The 16,431-nt window shown below is 69.6% G+C and carries 15 protein-coding genes; 10 read left to right on the forward strand and 5 right to left on the reverse strand.

From position 1 onward, the window contains the following. Window positions 1-9: 9 nt before the first annotated feature. Complete coding sequence (locus tag BC358_RS01520) at window positions 10-1,263, reverse strand: D-amino acid dehydrogenase (protein WP_079364388.1); 1,254 nt, start codon at window positions 1,261-1,263, stop codon at window positions 10-12. 211 nt (window positions 1,264-1,474) lie between these two features. On the opposite strand from BC358_RS01520, the gene BC358_RS01525 reads away from it, so the two are divergent. Next, on the forward strand, window positions 1,475-3,016 hold the full coding sequence (locus tag BC358_RS01525) for a sigma 54-interacting transcriptional regulator (protein WP_079364389.1): 1,542 nt from the start codon (window positions 1,475-1,477) through the stop codon (window positions 3,014-3,016). Window positions 3,017-3,080: 64 nt separating this feature from the next. On the opposite strand, the gene BC358_RS01530 is transcribed toward BC358_RS01525, so the two are convergent. Continuing rightward, window positions 3,081-3,971, reverse strand: coding sequence for a Tim44 domain-containing protein (locus tag BC358_RS01530; protein WP_079364390.1), 891 nt, complete (start codon window positions 3,969-3,971; stop codon window positions 3,081-3,083). Between the two features lie 115 nt (window positions 3,972-4,086). Further along, window positions 4,087-5,673: a Na/Pi cotransporter family protein gene (locus BC358_RS01535; protein WP_079364391.1), complete on the reverse strand. Its 1,587-nt coding sequence runs from the start codon at window positions 5,671-5,673 to the stop codon at window positions 4,087-4,089. Between the two features lie 187 nt (window positions 5,674-5,860). Here BC358_RS01535 and BC358_RS01540 point away from each other — a divergent pair, with 187 nt between their 5' ends. The 9 genes from BC358_RS01540 to BC358_RS01580 are packed head-to-tail and all read left to right on the forward strand — an operon-like array spanning window position 5,861 to window position 15,030. Continuing rightward, window positions 5,861-6,532, forward strand: a complete 672-nt coding sequence (locus BC358_RS01540) for a TetR/AcrR family transcriptional regulator (protein WP_079364392.1) — start codon at window positions 5,861-5,863, stop codon at window positions 6,530-6,532. Continuing rightward, entirely contained in the window at window positions 6,529-7,419 is an 891-nt protein-coding gene (locus BC358_RS01545; RefSeq protein ID WP_079364393.1) for an SDR family oxidoreductase, read from the forward strand. The genes BC358_RS01540 and BC358_RS01545 overlap by 4 nt, the downstream gene beginning before the upstream one ends. After that, entirely contained in the window at window positions 7,416-9,035 is a 1,620-nt protein-coding gene (locus tag BC358_RS01550) for an acyl-CoA carboxylase subunit beta (RefSeq protein WP_079364394.1), read from the forward strand. The genes BC358_RS01545 and BC358_RS01550 overlap by 4 nt, the downstream gene beginning before the upstream one ends. A gap of 34 nt (window positions 9,036-9,069) precedes the next feature. Continuing rightward, window positions 9,070-10,242, forward strand: a complete 1,173-nt coding sequence (locus tag BC358_RS01555; protein WP_079364395.1) for an acyl-CoA dehydrogenase family protein — start codon at window positions 9,070-9,072, stop codon at window positions 10,240-10,242. Between the two features lie 11 nt (window positions 10,243-10,253). Beyond that, the gene (locus BC358_RS01560) at window positions 10,254-11,051 is read left to right on the forward strand and encodes an enoyl-CoA hydratase/isomerase family protein (protein WP_079364396.1); all 798 of its coding nucleotides are present in this window, start codon (window positions 10,254-10,256) and stop codon (window positions 11,049-11,051) included. Beyond that, the gene (locus tag BC358_RS01565; protein ID WP_079364397.1) at window positions 11,048-12,970 is read left to right on the forward strand and encodes a biotin carboxylase N-terminal domain-containing protein; all 1,923 of its coding nucleotides are present in this window, start codon (window positions 11,048-11,050) and stop codon (window positions 12,968-12,970) included. The genes BC358_RS01560 and BC358_RS01565 overlap by 4 nt, the downstream gene beginning before the upstream one ends. Further along, the gene (locus BC358_RS01570) at window positions 12,967-14,133 is read left to right on the forward strand and encodes an acyl-CoA dehydrogenase family protein (protein WP_079364398.1); all 1,167 of its coding nucleotides are present in this window, start codon (window positions 12,967-12,969) and stop codon (window positions 14,131-14,133) included. The genes BC358_RS01565 and BC358_RS01570 overlap by 4 nt, the downstream gene beginning before the upstream one ends. Continuing rightward, the gene (locus BC358_RS01575) at window positions 14,130-14,615 is read left to right on the forward strand and encodes a thioesterase family protein (RefSeq protein ID WP_079364399.1); all 486 of its coding nucleotides are present in this window, start codon (window positions 14,130-14,132) and stop codon (window positions 14,613-14,615) included. Before BC358_RS01570 ends, BC358_RS01575 begins: the two co-directional genes overlap by 4 nt. 4 nt (window positions 14,616-14,619) lie before the next feature. After that, window positions 14,620-15,030 (forward strand): hypothetical protein, encoded by a 411-nt coding sequence (locus BC358_RS01580; protein WP_079364400.1) that lies wholly within the window; start codon window positions 14,620-14,622, stop codon window positions 15,028-15,030. 89 nt (window positions 15,031-15,119) lie between these two features. Here BC358_RS01580 and BC358_RS01585 read toward each other — a convergent pair whose 3' ends face one another. Continuing rightward, the gene (locus tag BC358_RS01585; RefSeq protein ID WP_079364401.1) at window positions 15,120-15,767 is read right to left on the reverse strand and encodes a nitroreductase family protein; all 648 of its coding nucleotides are present in this window, start codon (window positions 15,765-15,767) and stop codon (window positions 15,120-15,122) included. A 180-nt stretch (window positions 15,768-15,947) separates the two neighbouring features. After that, window positions 15,948-16,268 carry a hypothetical protein gene (locus BC358_RS01590; protein ID WP_255284182.1) on the reverse strand — a complete coding sequence of 107 codons (321 nt, stop codon included), beginning with the start codon at window positions 16,266-16,268 and terminating at the stop codon, window positions 15,948-15,950. Window positions 16,269-16,431 lie beyond the last annotated feature (163 nt).

Genomic DNA, 16,431 nt, shown 5'->3' on the forward strand with positions numbered 1-16,431 from the left:
GGCCGGCGGTCAGGCGTAGCGCGCGACGGTCAGGCCTTCCATGCTGATCTCCGGCGTGCGGCCGGCGATCAGGTCGGCCATGACGCGGCCGGTGCCGGTGGCCATGGTCCAGCCCAGCGTGCCGTGGCCGGTGGACAGCAGCAGGTTGTCGTACCTGCATGCGCCGACGATGGGCGTGCCGTCCGGCGTCATGGGGCGCAGGCCGGTCCAGAACTCGGCCTTGGCCACGTCGCCGCCCTTGGGGAACAGGTCGGTGACCACGAACTCCAGCGTCTTGCGCCGGCTCTCGTTGAGTTCGAGGTCGAAGCCGGAGAGCTGGGCCGTGCCGCCCACCCGGATGCGGTCGCCCAGCCGTGTGACGGCGACCTTGTGGGTCTCGTCCATGATGGTCGACTCGGGTGCCTTGTGGGCGTTGGTGATGGGCACGGTGATCGAGAAGCCCTTGACCGGGTAGACCGGGATGTGAATGCCCAGCGGTGCCAGCATGGCGGTGGAGTAGCTGCCCAGCGCGAGCACATAGCAGTCCGCGGTCTTGAGGCCTTCGCTGGTGCGCACGCCGGTGATCTGGTTGCCGTTGCGCTCCAGCACGTCGATGCTCACGCCGAAACGGAACTGCACGCCCAGGGCCTTGGCCTTCTCGGCCAGCGCGTTGGTGAACTTGAAGCAGTCGCCGGTCTCGTCGCCGGGCAGGCGCAGCGCGCCCACGAACTTCTCCTGCACGTCGGCCAGCGCCGGCTCGTACTGCAGGTAGCCGGCGCGGTCGAGCACCTGGTAGGGCACGCCGTATTCCTTGAGGATCTCGATGTCCTTGGCCGTGCCGTCGAGCTGCTTCTGGGTGCGGAACAGCTGCAGCGTGCCCTGCTCGCGGTGGTCGTACTGAATGCCGATGTCGGCGCGCAGTTCCTTCAGGCAGTCGCGGCTGTATTCGGCCAGCCGCACCATGCGGCCCTTGTTGACCTGGTAGCGCGCCTCGGTGCAGTTGCGCAGCATCGACAGACCCCAGCGCCACATGGCCGGGTCGAGCATGGGCTTGATGACCAGCGGGCTGTGGTGCATCAGCAGCCATTTGATCGCCTTGACCGGCACGCCCGGGCCGGCCCAGGGCGCCGAGTAGCCGGGCGAGACCTCGCCGGCGTTGGCGTAGCTGGTTTCCAGCGCCGGGCCGGGCTGGCGCTCGATCACCTCGACCTCGTGGCCGTCGCGCGCCAGGTAGTACGCGATGGTGGTGCCGATGACACCGCTGCCCAGAACCAGTACCCGCATGTTGTTCTCCGATGAGGCCCGCGGCGCGATGGCGCCGCTGGTGGCCCGATGCAATGCGTTTTGCAAGCGCCGTGCCACCGGGCGCGTGATCGCAAGTGCTTGATCTGAAAAGAAAAGTAACTGGAGTCTTATCGAGTTGGATTGAAATCGTTACGGAAGAGGGGTGCGGGTGGATTGAAATAAATACAATGGATCGAAACCGATACACACCATGCGCATCGACGTCCACTTCACCGACCGGGTCGGCATTGCCCAGGAAATCCTCGCCGCGCTCGCCAGCCGCGCGCTCAACGTCTCGGCGGTCGAGGTCGAGCCGCCGCACATCTATATAGAAGCGCCCACGCTCGGCGCCGACGACCTGGCCGCGCTGCGCGAGCCGCTGCTGCGGGTGGCGGGTGTGCTCTCGGTGGCCGAGCTGGAGATGCTGCCGGGCGCGCGGCGGCGGCTCTACCTGGACGCGCTCATGGCCTCGCTCACCGACCCGGTGCTCGCGGTCGACGGGCGGGGTGTGGTGGTGCTGGCGAACGCGGCGGCGGTGGCGGTGTGCGGCATGCCCGAGGCCGAGCTGGCCGGCCGCTCACTGCGCGAACTCACGGGCGATGCCGCGCTGGTGGACGCGCTGGTGGCGCAGGGCGCGCGCTTGCCGGTGAGCGAGGTGCAGGTGGGCGGGCAGCGCTTCCTGATGGAGACCGTCGCGTTGCACGACGCGGGCGGCAGCGTGGCCGGCGCGGTGCTCACGCTGCACGCGCCGCAGCGCCTGGGCGAGCGCATCAGCGCGCTGCAGAACCACGGCGCCGGTGGCTTTGAGGCCATCCTGGGTCAGTCGCCCGCGATCCGTGCGCTCAAGCAGCGCGCCATGCGCATGGCGCAGGTGGACGCGCCGTTGCTGATCCGCGGCGAGACCGGCACCGGCAAGGAGCTGGTGGCACAGGCCTGCCATGCGGGCAGCCCGCGGCGCGACCAGCCCTTCTTCGCGCTCAACTGCGCGGCCCTGCCCGAGAGCCTGGCCGAGAGCGAGCTGTTCGGCTACGCCAGCGGCGCCTTCACCGGTGCGCTGCGCGGCGGGCGGCCGGGCCTCCTGGAGCTGACCGACGGTGGCACGCTGTTCCTCGACGAGGTGGGCGAGATGTCGCCCTACCTGCAGGCCAAGCTGCTGCGCTTCCTCAACGACGGCAGCTTCCGCCGCGTGGGGGGCGAGCGCGACCTGAAGGTCAATGTGCGCATCATCAGCGCGACCCACCGGGCGCTGGAGGACATGGTGGCCAGCGGCGCCTTTCGTCAGGACCTGCTGTTCCGGCTGGACGTGCTGCAGCTGAACCTGCCGCCGCTGCGCGAGCGCACCGAAGACATCCTGCCGCTGGCCCAGGTGTTCCTCGAACGCGCCTGCGCGCAGATCGGCCGGCCCAAGGCGAGACTCAGTCGAGCCGCGGGCGAGGCCCTGCTGGCCAATCCCTGGCACGGCAACGTGCGCCAGTTGCAAAACGTGGTGTTCCGCGCCGTCACGCTGAGCGACGCGGCGGTGATCGATGTGCCGGCGCTGGAACTGGCCGGGGCCGACGTGAACGACGTGTCGATGTCGGTTGCGCAGGAAGAGGTCACCACGCTGGACGCGGCGGTCTCCGGCTTCGAGCGCGATCTGCTGCAGCGCCTGTTGCCCGACTACCCGAGCACCCGCAAGCTGGCCGAGCGGTTGGGCACCTCGCACTCGGCTATCGCCGCGCGGCTGCGGCGCTACGGGCTCAAGGCCACCTGAACGGCAAAAAAAGCCCCGGCGATGGGCCGGGGCAAGCGAGGAGTTCTCGTGGAACAACAATCGGTCAGACGCCTTGCTGGATGCCCGAGAGGATCCAGCCGCCGTTGCCCTGGCGCGGCTTGGTCAGGTGCCAGATCTCGTCGACCGGGCTGGTCACGCCGTCTTCGCGCAACTCGCCGGTGAAGCGCACGCTCACCACGTAGAGAGCACCTTCTTCGGCCACTTCGAGCACTTGGGCGTTGAGGCTGAGCACGTCGGTGTGCTGGGTGGCGCCGTTGCGGTCGCGGATGTCCATTTGCAGCTCGGCGAACATTTCCGGCGAGGTGAACTGGCGGATGTCGTCCAGGTTGCCGGTGTCGTTGGCCGCCTGCAGGCGGATGTAGTTGACTTTGGCGTTGCGCTCGAAGGCGGCCACGTCGAAGTCGGCCGGAATGCGCGGCTGCGCGCCTTGGAGGTTGGCGCCGATCATCGAACCGCCGGCCGCTGCGCCACCGGTCTGCACCGGGCTGGCGGGCATGCGGAAGGTGTTGTTCGACGAACCTGCACCGGCTGCGGCGCCGGCGTATGCCATGCCGCCTTGCGAAGCCGCGGCACGCTTGCGCATGATGAAGCCGATCACGGCCAGCGCGGCCATCACCATCAGGCCGATCATCAGCATGTTGGCCAGCTCTTCACCGAAGCCCAGGTGCGAGGCCAGCGCGGCCAGGCCCAGGCCGGCGGCCAGACCGGCCACCGGGCCCATCCAGCTGCGCTTGGGCGCGGCGGCGGCACCGGCCGCGGCACCTGCGGCAGGCGCGGCGTTCGGCGTGGCATCGGGCGCCTTGGCAGGCGGGGTGGCCTGGCGCTGCATGCCCAGCGACTTGCCGCCGCCGATGCGCTTGGCCTCGGCATCCATGTGGGCGGTGCCCAGGCCCAGCGTCAGCACGACGGCGAGCAGGGAAAGCAGTTTTTTCATGAGAGGTCTCCTGCTGAAGGAAATTGAAGAACGACTAGGGTAGCGACGATTCAATCCCGAAAAAGCATATAAACAGATAGATATCTTCTTAAAAAGAAGGAATGTATGCGATGGCTCAGGTCTGGTGGAGGGCCTGCTGCCGTGTGTGGGCCTTGACCGCCTGTTGCAGCGCGCGGCGCATCGCGCTGTACCGTTCCAGCGACGCCTCCATGTCCGCCAGCGGCACATGCCCCGCCGCCGCTGCGGCCAGCACCGTGGCCTTGAGGTGCTGGTAGGCGGCCTCCATGGGCAGGAGGTCGAGTGCAGGGCGGGGGCCCGGGACCACCCGGCCGTGTTCGGCCAGCAGGGAGATGGCCGTGGACACGAAGCGCTGGTGCGCATCGGGCAGCCGGGGGTCCGCGGCGCCGGGTGGCACCAGCGGTGCGGAGACCCGCAACTGTTCGGCGCAGGTTTCGTAGTAGCGCAGGATGCGCAGCAGCTCCGCCAGGCGTTCGGTGGAGGCTGGTGTGAGTGCGCTGCGGCCCATGCGCTCCACAAAGCGCTCCACGGCGGCGTCGAGCTGCGAAAGCACCGTCTGGCCGCTGGCCAGCGCCTCGGGCGTGGCCACCTTCAGCACGGCGCCCGCCTGGTGCACGCACAGCTTGCCCAGGCGCGCGATCTCCTGCTCCAGCGCGTCCAGTGCCAGCGTGGGCACGGCCAGCACGTTGTCGTCCAGGAAGCGGGGCTGCGCCTCGTCCTCCTCCCGGGCGCGAAAGCGCTGCAGCAGCCAGTGCGTGAGGCGGTCGGCCAGCGGCCACATGAGCAGCACGCCCAGCAGATTGAATGTGGTGTGGAACAGCGCCAGCTTGGTGGCCGGGTCGGGTGGCAGCGACAGCGCTTCGCGTGCCGCCGACAGCGCGTCGACGAGCCAGGGCAGGAGCAGCAGTGCCACCGCGCCGGTGAGCAGGTTGAACAGCACGTGGGCGGCGGCCGTGCGGCGCGCGTTGGGGGTGGCGCCGATGCCGGCCAGGGCGGTGGTCACCGCGCTGCCAATGTTGGCGCCGATCACCACCGCGGCCGCGCCCTGGGGTCCGATCAGTCCGCTCTGGGCCGCGGTCAGGGTGATGGTCATGGCTGCGCTGGACGACTGCATCAGCACCGTCATCATCAGGCCGATGCCCAGCTGGGCCAGCACCGAGAGCGCGTCCGTGCCCTGCGGCAGGCTGATCTGCCCGGCCAGGCCCACGAACGCCTGCTGCAGCAGGCCGATGCCCAGGAACAGCAGCCCGAAGCCGGCCAGCGCCGTGCCCAGGGCGCCGCGGCGCTGGTGCTCGCCGCTCAGGCGCATCAACGCGCCCAGGCCCACCAGCGGCAGCGCGAGCGCCTCCATCCCGAACTTCAGACCCACCAGGGCCACGATCCAGCCGGTCATGGTGGAGCCCACGTTGGCACCGAACACCACCCACACCGCGGGCGCCAGCCCCAGCAGACCCGCGTTGACAAAGCCGATGGCGGCCACGCCCACCGCGGTGGAAGATTGCACCAGGGCCGTCACCAGCACGCCGGTGCCCAGCGCATGCCAGCGGGTGCGCGTGGACTGGCTCAGGATGTTGTGCAGGGCCGGTCCGGCGACCAGCTTGAGGCCATCGGTCATCATGCCCATGCCCAGCAGAAACAGGCCCAGACCTCCGACCAGCGGACCGAGGGAAGACCAGAGGTTCATGGTGCGAGCAAACGGTGGGAGCGTCGGGTGGCGTGGGGTGGGCTCATGAATGAACGGCGCATCGGGTGGTGAGGTTCCGGGGATTGTGGGCGCTGGCGGGGGCAGATGTCGGGCCGGTGACAGCGAAGTCTATTTATACAAAGCAAATGCTTGCTAAAAATAAGAGCCGCTGCTAAGGTGCCTCCCCATGATCCCGGACACCCCCGACCACAGCACAGACCCGGCGCCCCGGCGCGCCCGCGGGCGACCCCGCAAGACCGCCGACGAGCGCGACGACGGCAACCGCCGCCAGGACCTGCTGCGCGCCGCGGCCCGCCTGTTCCGCCAGCAGGGCTTTGCCGCCACGAGCACGCGCGACATCGCGGCCGCCGCAGGCATGCGCTCGGGCTCGCCCTTCTACCACTTTGAAAACAAGGAGGCGCTGCTGGCCGCCGTGATGCTTGAAGGCATGCAGCGCGCCACCGGGCGCCAGGCCGGTGCCATGCACGCCGCGGCCGCCGCCGCGGGCCAGACGCTGAGCGCGCGCGAGTGCCTGCGTGTGCTGGTGCGCAACCACCTGGAGGTGCTGCTGGGTGCAGAGAGCGACTTCATCCCGGTGATGCTCTACGAGTGGCGCTCCTTGTCCGAGGTGCAGCGCCAGGCGGTCAACGAGCTGCGGCGCGGGTACGAGGCCGTCTGGGTGCCGGTGCTGCAGGCGCTGCACGACAGCGGCGAGCTGCAGGGCGACCCGAGCCTGGCGCGGCTGATGATCTTCGGCGCGCTCAACTGGGCGGTGCAGTGGTTCGAGCCGGGCCGCCGGTCTTCGCTCGACGACCTGACCGAGGCGGCGCTGCAACTGTTCTTGAAGGAAGCCATATGAGCGGTCCCTACCGGTCGGTGTTCCGCGACGGCCTGTTCGCCGGTCGCGTGGTGATGGTCACGGGTGGCGGCTCGGGCATCGGCCGCTGCACCGCGCACGAGCTGGCCCGGCTGGGTGCCATGGTGGTGCTGGTGGGCCGCAACCCCGAGAAGCTGCAGGCCACGGCCATCGAGATCGCCGACGACGGCGGGCGCGCCAGCTTCCACGTCTGCGACATCCGCAACGAGGCGGGCGTGCAGGCCATGGTGGCCGACGCGGTGCAGGCGCATGGCCGCATCGACGCCCTGGTCAACAACGCGGGCGGCCAGTACATCACGCCGCTGGAGAAGATCAGCGCCAAGGGCTGGCAGGCGGTGATCGACACCAACCTGACCGGCGGCTTCCTGGTGGCGCGCGAGTGCTACCTGCAGAGCATGGCGGCGCAGGGCGGCGCCATCGTGAACATCGTCGCGGACATGTGGGGCTCCATGCCCGGCATGGGGCACAGCGGCGCGGCGCGCATGGGCATGGTGAGCTTCACCGAAACGGCGGCGATGGAGTGGGCCAGGAGCGGTGTGCGCGTCAATGCGGTCGCACCGGGATACATCGCCTCCAGCGGCATGGACCATTACCCGCCAGAGGCCGGGCCGATGCTGCGCGAGATGCGCACCACCGTGCCGCTGGGCCGCTTCGGCAACGAGGCCGAGACCTCGGCCGCCATCGTCTTTCTGCTCTCGCCCGCGGCCAGCTTCATCAGCGGCACGGTGTTGCGTGTGGACGGCGCACGGCCCCAGGTGCGCATGGGCTGGGGCCAGGTCGCGGCGTCCGACGACGTGCAGCTGCGAGACGCGGTGAAACCCTTTGACGGTTTCCACCGCGCGGTCACGCCCAAGGTGTTCCAGTCATGAGTTATGTTTCCAGCTTCAACCCGCACAGCGAACAGGCCGCGCAACGCCGCGACGCCATGCTCGCGCGCATCGCCCAGCTGCGGGTGCTGGAAGAGCGCGCCGCCGCCGCCTCGGCCCAGTCGGCGCCGGTGTTCCACAAGCGCGGGCAGCTGCTGCCGCGCGAGCGCGTGGGCCTGCTGTTGGACCCGGGCGCGCCCTACCTGCCGCTGTGTTCGCTGGCCGGCTTCCTGCAGGACACGAAAGACCCGGAGAAATCCGTGCCGGGCGGCGGCATGCTGGCCGGCATCGGCTTCATCGGCGGCGTGCGCTGCATGGTGGTGGCCAGCGACTCGGGCATCGAGGCCGGTGCGATCCAGGCGCGCGGGCTGGAGAAGATCCTGCGGGTGCAGGAGATGGCGCTGGAGAACCGGCTGCCTTTCGTGCACCTGGTCGAGAGCGCGGGCGCGAACCTGATGAAGTACCAGGTGGAAGGCTTCGTGCTCGGCGGCGGCCTGTTCCGCAACCTCGCGCGCCTCTCGGCCGCGGGCCTGCCGGTCATCACCGTGCAGCACGGCTCGGGCACGGCGGGTGGCGCCTACATGCCGGGCCTCTCGGACATCGTGGTCATGGTGCGCGGCCGCTCGCGCGCCTTCCTCGCCGGCCCGCCGCTGCTCAAGGCCGCCACCGGCGAGATCGCCACCGAAGAGGAGCTGGGCGGGGCCGAGATTCACACATCGGTCTCCGGTCTGGGCGAGCACCTGGCCGAAGACGACCGCGAGGCCCTGGGCCTGGCGCGCGACATCGTGGCGCGCACCGGCTGGCAGATGCCTCAGCGACCGACGGCGCCCGAACCCCGGTTCGACGCCGAGGACCTGCTGTCCCTGATGCCCGCGCACCACCGCGAACCGGTGGACATGCGCGAGGTCATGGCCCGCATCACCGATGGCTCCGACATCCTTGAGTTCAAGGCGCTCTACGGCGCCGCCACGGTCTGCGCCCAGGCGCACATCGGCGGCCACGCGGTCGGCATCATCAGCAACAACGGTCCCATCGACGTGGCCGGCGCGAACAAGGCCACGCACTTCATCCAGTGGATGTGCCAGCTCGGCCACCCCATCGTCTACCTGCAGAACACCACCGGCTACATGGTCGGCAAGGACAGTGAGCAGGCCGGGATGATCAAGCACGGCAGCAAGATGATCCAGGCGGTGACGAATGCGACGGTGCCGCAGATCACCATCCAGTGCGGCGCCAGTTTCGGTGCGGGCAACTACGGCATGTGCGGCCGCGGTTACGCGCCGCGCTTCCTGTTCAGCTGGCCCAACGCGCGCACCGCGGTCATGGGCGGCGAGCAGGCCGCAAAGACCATGCAGATCGTGGCCGAGGCCGGCATGGCGCGCAAAGGCATTCCCACCGACACGCCCGAGGTGCAGGCGCAGATGAAGGCGCAGTACGACGCCATCGTGCAGAAGTTCGAGTCGCAGGCGGATGCTTTTTATACGAGCGGTCTGGTGCTGGACGACGGCGTGATCGACCCGCGCGACACCCGCGCCGTGCTCCGCTTCTGCCTGGACACCGTGGCCGAGGCGGCGTTGCGCCAGCCGAGGCCCATGCCGTTCGGTGTCGCGCGCATGTGACCACCGCATTCCAGACAACGACAGGAGACACGACATGCAGTTCACCCACGAACACCGCGAGATCCAGAAGACCCTCAAGCGCTTCATCGACGAGCAGATCAACCCGCACGTGGACGAATGGGAAGCGGCCGAGATGTTCCCGGCGCACGAGGTCTTCAAGCAGATGGGCCGGCTCGGCCTGCTGGGCCTGACCAAGCCCGAGGCCTACGGCGGCATGGGGCTGGACTACTCGTACAGCGTGGCCATGGCCGAGACGCTGGGCCACATCCACTGCGGCGGCGTGCCTATGGCCATCGGCGTGCAGACAGACATGTGCACGCCCGCACTGGCGCGCTTCGGCAGCGAGGAACTCAAGGCGCAGTTCCTGGCGCCGGCGATTGCGGGCGACGCCGTGGGCTGCATCGGCGTGAGCGAACCCGGTGCGGGCAGCGATGTGTCGGCCATCAAGACCGTGGCGCGCAAGGACGGCGACGACTACGTCATCAGCGGCCAGAAGATGTGGATCACCAACAGCCTGCAGGCCGACTGGATGTGCATGCTGGTCAACACCAGCGAGGGCCCGGCGCACAAGAACAAGAGCCTGGTCATGGTGCCGCTGCGCGAGAACGGCAAGACCGTGAAGGGCTTCGAGGTCGGCCAGAAAATCAAAAAAATCGGCATGAACAGCAGCGACACCGGCCTGCTGTTCTTCGACGAGGTGCGTGTACCGCAGCGCTACCGCATCGGCGCCGAGGGCTCGGGCTTCATCTACCAGATGCAGCAGTTCCAGGAAGAGCGCCTGTGGGCCGCGGCCAGCTGCATCCAGAGCCTCACCAACTGCATCCAGTGGACGGTGGAGTACGCGCAGGAGCGCAAGCTGTTCGGCGCCTCGCTGGCCGACCAGCAATGGGTGCAGTTCAAGCTGGCGGAGCTCAAGACCGAGGTCGAGAGCCTGCGCGCGCTGACCTACCAGGCCTGCGAGCACTACGTGGCCGGCGAAGACGTGACCGAGTGGGCCACCATGGCCAAGCTCAAGGCCGGGCGCCTGAACCGCCTGGTGCCCGACACCTGCCTGCAGTTCTGGGGCGGCATGGGCTTCACCTGGGACAACAAGGTCTCGCGCATGTACCGCGACGGGCGCCTGGCCTCCATCGGCGGCGGGGCCGACGAGGTGATGCTGGGCATCCTCACCAAGATGATGGGCATCGCCAAACGCCCGGCGCACTGAAAGGGCGTGACATGAGCAACTTTCTGGTGGTGCGGCAGGGCGACACCGAGCGCTGGACGCTCGATGACCAGGCCACGCGCAACGCGCTGTCCGACGGCATGGTGGTCGCCCTGTTCGAGGCCTGCCTGCGGGCCAAGGCCGACGCCAGCCTGCGCACGGTGGTGCTGACCGGCGCGGGTGGCGCCTTCTGCGCGGGCGGCAGCCTGGGCCACTTCGCCAGCGCCATTGGCCAGCCGCTGGCCGAGGGCGCGCACGACCCGCTGATCGCCGCCAACCGCGCGTTCGGCGACGTGCTGCACGCGCTGACCGAACTGCCGCAGCTGCTGGTGGTGGCGGTGGACGGGCCGGCCATGGGCGGCGGCTTCGGCCTGGCCTGCTGCGGCGACGTGGTGCTCGCCACGCAGCGCTCGGTGTTCGCCACGCCGGAGGTCACGCTGGGCCTGCCGCCGGCGCAGATCGCGCCCTTCGTCTGGCGGCGCCTGGGCGACCGCGCGGCGCGCAACTGCCTGCTGTCCGGGCGCCACTTCGGTGCGAGCGAGGCCCGCGACCTGGGGCTGGTCAACGACGTGGTGGCCGACGGCGAGATGGAAGCGGCGCTGACCGACACGCTGGCGCGCCACCGCGTGGCCGCACCCGGTGCCCTGGCCGCGACCAAGCAGCTGCTGCGCCGCCTGCACAGCCCGCTGCCCGACCTGCGCGACGAAGCCGCCATCGCCTTTGCGTCGGCCCTGCGCGGGCCAGAGGCGGCCGCTGGCCTCAAGGCCTTCGCGTGCAAGCAGCCGGCGCCCTGGACCGGGGGCCGCTCATGAGGCGCCTGCTGATCGCCAACCGCGGCGAGATCGCGCGCCGCATCCTCCGCACCGCGCGCCGCATGGGCGTCGCGACCGTGGCGGTGTTTTCCGACGCCGATCGCGGCGCCTTGCATGTGCGCGAAGCCGACACGGCCGTGGCGCTGGGCGGCACCGCCTCGGCCGACAGCTATTTGCACATCGACAAACTCATCGGCGCCGCGCGCGCCAGCGGCGCCGACGCGGTGCACCCCGGCTACGGCTTCCTCAGTGAGAACGCCGACTTCGCGCAGGCCGTGATCGACGCCGGCCTCACCTGGGTCGGCCCGCCGCCTGCGGCTATCCGCGCGCTGGGCAGCAAATCGGCTGCCAAGGCGGTGGCGCTGCGGCAGGGCGTACCGGTGCTGCCGGGCTATTTCGGCGACGACCAGCGCGACGGGACCTTCGCAGCCGAGGCGCAGCGCATCGGCTACCCGGTCATGGTCAAGGCCGTGGCCGGCGGTGGCGGGCGCGGCATGCGCCTCGTGCACAGCGCCGACCGGCTGCCCGCCGCGCTGCAGAGTGCGCGGTCCGAGGCGCTGGCCGGTTTCGGCAATGGCGACCTGCTGATCGAACGTGCTTTGCTCAACCCGCGCCACGTCGAGGTGCAGGTGTTCGCCGACGCCCACGGCCACTGCATCCACCTGGGCGAGCGCGACTGTTCGGTGCAGCGCCGCCACCAGAAGATCATCGAGGAGTCGCCGAGCCCGGCGGTCTCGCCCGAGCTGCGCGCCGAGCTGGGCCGCTGCGCGGTGGCGCTGGCGCAGGGCGCGGGTTATGTGGGCGCGGGCACAGTGGAGTTTCTGCTGGAGGGCCAAGCGTTTTTCCTCATGGAGATGAACACCCGGCTGCAGGTCGAGCACCCCGTCACCGAAATGCTCACCGGGTTGGACCTGGTCGAATGGCAACTCCGTGTGGCGCGCGGCGAGCCGCTGCCGTTGACACAGGACAAGGTGCAGCTCCAAGGTCACGCCATCGAGGTCCGTCTCTGCGCCGAAGACGAACACTTCACCCCGCATGCCGGAACGGTGCAGCGTTTCGCCGAACCACCGCTGAGCGACGGCCTGCGCTTCGACCACGCGCTCGAAGACGGCGGCGTGGTCACGCCGCACTACGACGCCATGCTGGGCAAGCTGATCGCCCACGCGCCGACCCGCGGCGAGGCCATCGCCCAACTCGCGCAGGCGCTCGACGACACGGTGCTGCTCGGCCTGCCCAGCAACCGCGCCTTCCTGGCGGCCTGCCTGCGCCATCCGGTGTTTGGTGCGGGCGAGGCCACCATCCCCTTCCTCGCGGAGCAGGGCGACAGGCTGCGCGAGGCGATCCAGCCGCCGCACGGGGCCTGTGTGGCCGCTGCGCTGGCGGCGACCTGGCTGGGCCGCACGGGCACCGCTCTGCCCAGCCCCTTTGTGCGGCCGCTGCGCGTGAAGCTCGGAGAGACCACGCTGGACCTGGGTGCGCGCGAACTCGGCCGCGGGGCGTTGCAGGTGCATGCTGGCGAGCGCGGGTACAGCGCACACATCGGCAAGGACACCGTGGCGCTCGATGGCGTCGCGCAGCCCACCGCGGTGGTGCGCCACGCCGACGGCCATTGCCATGTGCGCTGGGGCGCACACGACCTGCCCCTGCAGGACCTGAGCCTGTCCGCCGCGCGGAGCGGTGGCCAGGGCCCCGCGGCGCGCGAACTGCGTGCTCCTTTCAACGGCAAGCTGGTGTCGCTCATGGTGCAGCCCGGCCTGCGTGTGGCCAAGGGGCAGGTGCTGCTGACCATCGAGAGCATGAAGATCGAACACCAGATCGGCGCGCCGCGCGACGCCACCGTGTCCGGTGTGACCGTGGTCGCGGGGCAGCAGCTGGTGCCCGGCCAGGTGCTGCTCGTGTTCGGTGAGGAGAACCCGTGAGCACCGCTGCCGCCAACCACTTCGACACCGCCGACCTGCAGGCGCTGGTCGACACCGTGCGCCGCTTCGCGCTGGAACGCGTGCGCCCGAATCTCGACGCCTGGGAGGCCGCAGGAGAAGTCCCGCGCGCGCTGTACCGCGAAGCCGCCGACCTCGGTCTGCTCGGCCTGGGCTACCCCGAGCACCTGGGCGGCACGCCCGCGCCCTGGCGCGCGCGCAACGCGCTGTCGCAAACCCTGGCGCGCCACGGCAGCAGCGGCGGTCTCATGGCCAGCCTGTTCTCGCTCAACATCGGCCTGCCGCCGGTGCTGGCGCACGGCACGCCCGAGCTGCAGGCCGAGGTGGTGCCGTCCGTGCTGCGCGGCGAGCAGATCGCCGCACTGGGTATCACCGAACCCGGCGGAGGGTCCGACGTGGCCGTGCTGCGCACCACCGCGCGGCGCGAGGGCGACGAGTACGTGATCGACGGCGAAAAGGTCTTCATCACCTCCGGCATGCGCTGCGACTGGCTCACGCTCGCCGTCCGCACCGATGCTGGCAACAAGGGCGCCAGCGGCATCAGCATGGTGGTGGTGCCCATGGACCGGTCCGGCGTCTCGCGCAGCGCGCTGCAGAAGATGGGCTGGCACTGCTCTGACACCGCGCACCTGCGCTTCGATGGTGTGCGCGTGCCGGTGCGCTACCGCCTGGGCGAAGAGGGCGCGGGCTTCCGCATGATCATGGGCAACTTCAACGGCGAGCGCCTGGCCATGAGCGCCATGGCGCTCGGCTTTGCCCAGGCCTGCTACGACGAGGCGCTGGACTGGGCGCGCCAGCGCCAGACCTTCGGCGCCGCGCTCATCGAACGCCAGGTCATCCGCCACAAGCTCATGGACATGCGCATGCGCATCGAATCCACCCAGGCCTGGGTGGACGCCGTCACCGCGCGCGCCGACGCGGGCGACACAGGCCCGGACTGGGTGGCGCATGTCTGCCTGCTCAAGAACCACGCCACGCAGGCCATGCAGTTCTGCGCCGACGCCGCGGTGCAGATCCTCGGCGGCATGGGCTACATGCGCGGCACCGCCAGCGAACGCATCTACCGCGAGGTCAAGGTCATGATGATCGGCGGCGGCGCCGAAGAAATCATGAAAGAACTCGCCGCGCGACAATCCGGACTATGAGCAAAACCCCACCACCGCTGCCCACCGAGTTCGAGCCCGAGTTCATCGCCGGGCTCAAGGCCATCTTCGAAGAGAAGATCGTGTTCAACCAGGTGCTGGGGCTGAAGATCACCAGCCTGCTGCCCGAGCGCGTGACCGCGCGCATCGACATGCGCCACGAACTGATCGGGCACTACAGCCACAACCGCGTGCACGGCGGCGTCATCAGCGCCGGGCTCGACGCCATGGGCGGCCTGGCCTGCATGGCCGCCATCGGCGCGCGCCACATGGACGAAACGCCCGATCAGCGCCTGCACCGCTTCGGCAAGCTCGGCACCATCGACCTGCGCATCGACTACCTGCGCCCCGGCATCGGCGAGCACTTCGAACTCAGCGCCGAGGTGCTGCGCCTGGGTTCGCGCGTGGCGTCCACGCGCATGGAGTTCCGTGGCGCGGACGGCAAGCTGCTGTCCTGCGGCTCGGGCGCGTACATCGTGTCCTGACGCCATGTCACGCCGCAGGCCCCGGCCGGCCGGTCGCCTCGGGCGCTGGGCGCGGCGGCTCTGGGCCTCGCCCAACACGCTGCTCGGTCTCGCGCTAGGCCTGCTGCTGGTGCCGTTTGGCGCGCGCCTGCGCATCGTGGACGGCGTGATCGAGATCGCCGCGCGCCGCGCGCCACCCCGCCGCCGCTGGCCGTTCGCCGCCATCACCTTCGGCCACGTCGTGCTCGGCACCCATGCGCAGGAACTGCAGCGCCTGCGCGCGCACGAGCGGGTGCATGTGCGTCAGTGCGAACGCTGGGGGCCGCTGTTTCTGCCGGCGTATCTGCTGGCCGGGGCGTGGCAGTGGTTGCGCGGGCGGGATGCCTACTGGGACAACCCGTTTGAGGTGGAGGCGCGGCGGTTGGGTGGGGGATGAACCCCGTTGGGCGGTGTGAAGTCGCGGCCGTGCCGTCACGTCCCGGTTTCTGCTCCGCGGCGGTCATCCGGGTGCCACGCCAATGAAGATCAGCGCTTCGCGTAGCCCACCGTCTGCGTCAGCAGAATCTGCTGATCGTTCGTCAACCCCATCGCTTTCGTCAGCGCATGGCGGTCAAACCAGGCCCGCACCACCGTGCCCAGCCCATGCGAGGCACAAAACAGGTACACGTTCTGCGCCATGGCACCCGCCGCCACCGAGGCGTAGGCCTCACGCTGCGCGGCGGGCACCATCTTCATGCGGCCGTGGTCCGCCACGTAGACCAGGTCCAGCGGCGCGTTGTCGACGAAGTCCTGGTAACCCGTCACACGGCGCACGTCTTCGGCCTTGATGAGCAGCAGCACGTGGCGTTGCGGCTCGTAGCGGTACAGGCCTTGCGGCAGTGCCACGTACAGGTCCACCTCCTGTGCGTTCATGGCCGAGGGCGAGGTGCGGCCGCCGTGCTCGGCACGGTTGATGCCGGCGGCGGCCCACAGCAGGTCCGACAGGGTTGGCGGCTCCAGCGCGTCAGGGCGGAAGTCGCGTTGGGACTGGCGCTGTTGCAGGGCCTGCATCAAGGGCAGGCCGCCCGTGGTCCGTGCCGGGGGCAGCGCCATTTCTCCAAGCACCGCGCCGCTGGCGGGCTGGCCGTGCAGTTGCCCCAGCACACCCAGGGCGAGTTTTGTCAAGGTGTTCATGGTTTCCTCTCTGCAGAAATCAGGCATCCAGGCACAGGCGCCTGCCCGCCCTTGCCCACGACCATGCGGATGGCAAACATCCAGGTGCCAGAGAAGACCGGCGCGGGTACCACCCAGGAGGTTTCATCGTGTGCTTTTGTCCACCCCTGCCCTCCCTCACGCTGCTCGCGCGCACGACGTTCAGTCGCCGTCCAGGTGCGGGGGCGAGAGGCCTTCGGCCGGTTCACCGGTCTCGGGGTCGATCCAGTCCGAAATGCCAAGTTCACTCTCAGCCTCGCGCAGGCTCTCGCCAGGCTCGGGCGCTTCGAGGTCGGCAGCCTGCAGGTCGGCCAACGCGTCCTCGTAGCTGCTGAAGGGGCCAATCTCCTGCTTGCCATCCGGGGCGGTCCTGTAATAACCGTCGGGCCGCTTGACGATCTGTTCCTCCACCGCATCCGCGGTTTCCGGCACGGCCTTCATCGCGGCGGTCTCGCGTTCCGTCAGGGGGGTCTTGCGCTTCATGCCTTGCACCTTCCTTCTCGACTGTCGTTCCCAATCCGTCGGACCTCGTGATGGCGGTCTGCATGCTGCGTGCATCCACCCGGCGGCGCCGGCGTTTCTTGAACCGCGTCAAACGATGTCGAGCATGCCTGAGTCGGCGCCATTGTCAAAGCTGGTGTTTCAT

Source organism: Hydrogenophaga sp. H7, from assembly GCF_002025745.1.
GTDB classification, from domain to species: domain Bacteria; phylum Pseudomonadota; class Gammaproteobacteria; order Burkholderiales; family Burkholderiaceae_C; genus Hydrogenophaga; species Hydrogenophaga pseudoflava.

What these genes read in the sequence shown, in the direction of transcription:
- BC358_RS01560 (WP_079364396.1), top strand. Translation starts at nt 10,254, where the DNA reads ATGAGCAACTTTCTGGTGGTGCGGCAGGGCGACACCGAGCGCTGGACG.
- BC358_RS01580 (WP_079364400.1), top strand. Translation starts at nt 14,620, where the DNA reads ATGTCACGCCGCAGGCCCCGGCCGGCCGGTCGCCTCGGGCGCTGGGCG.
- BC358_RS01590 (WP_255284182.1), bottom strand. Translation starts at nt 16,268, where the DNA reads ATGAAGCGCAAGACCCCCCTGACGGAACGCGAGACCGCCGCGATGAAG.
- BC358_RS01565 (WP_079364397.1), top strand. Translation starts at nt 11,048, where the DNA reads ATGAGGCGCCTGCTGATCGCCAACCGCGGCGAGATCGCGCGCCGCATC.
- BC358_RS01535 (WP_079364391.1), bottom strand. Translation starts at nt 5,673, where the DNA reads ATGAACCTCTGGTCTTCCCTCGGTCCGCTGGTCGGAGGTCTGGGCCTG.
- BC358_RS01555 (WP_079364395.1), top strand. Translation starts at nt 9,070, where the DNA reads ATGCAGTTCACCCACGAACACCGCGAGATCCAGAAGACCCTCAAGCGC.
- BC358_RS01530 (WP_079364390.1), bottom strand. Translation starts at nt 3,971, where the DNA reads ATGAAAAAACTGCTTTCCCTGCTCGCCGTCGTGCTGACGCTGGGCCTG.
- BC358_RS01550 (WP_079364394.1), top strand. Translation starts at nt 7,416, where the DNA reads ATGAGTTATGTTTCCAGCTTCAACCCGCACAGCGAACAGGCCGCGCAA.
- BC358_RS01540 (WP_079364392.1), top strand. Translation starts at nt 5,861, where the DNA reads ATGATCCCGGACACCCCCGACCACAGCACAGACCCGGCGCCCCGGCGC.
- BC358_RS01545 (WP_079364393.1), top strand. Translation starts at nt 6,529, where the DNA reads ATGAGCGGTCCCTACCGGTCGGTGTTCCGCGACGGCCTGTTCGCCGGT.
- BC358_RS01575 (WP_079364399.1), top strand. Translation starts at nt 14,130, where the DNA reads ATGAGCAAAACCCCACCACCGCTGCCCACCGAGTTCGAGCCCGAGTTC.
- BC358_RS01520 (WP_079364388.1), bottom strand. Translation starts at nt 1,263, where the DNA reads ATGCGGGTACTGGTTCTGGGCAGCGGTGTCATCGGCACCACCATCGCG.
- BC358_RS01525 (WP_079364389.1), top strand. Translation starts at nt 1,475, where the DNA reads ATGCGCATCGACGTCCACTTCACCGACCGGGTCGGCATTGCCCAGGAA.
- BC358_RS01585 (WP_079364401.1), bottom strand. Translation starts at nt 15,767, where the DNA reads ATGAACACCTTGACAAAACTCGCCCTGGGTGTGCTGGGGCAACTGCAC.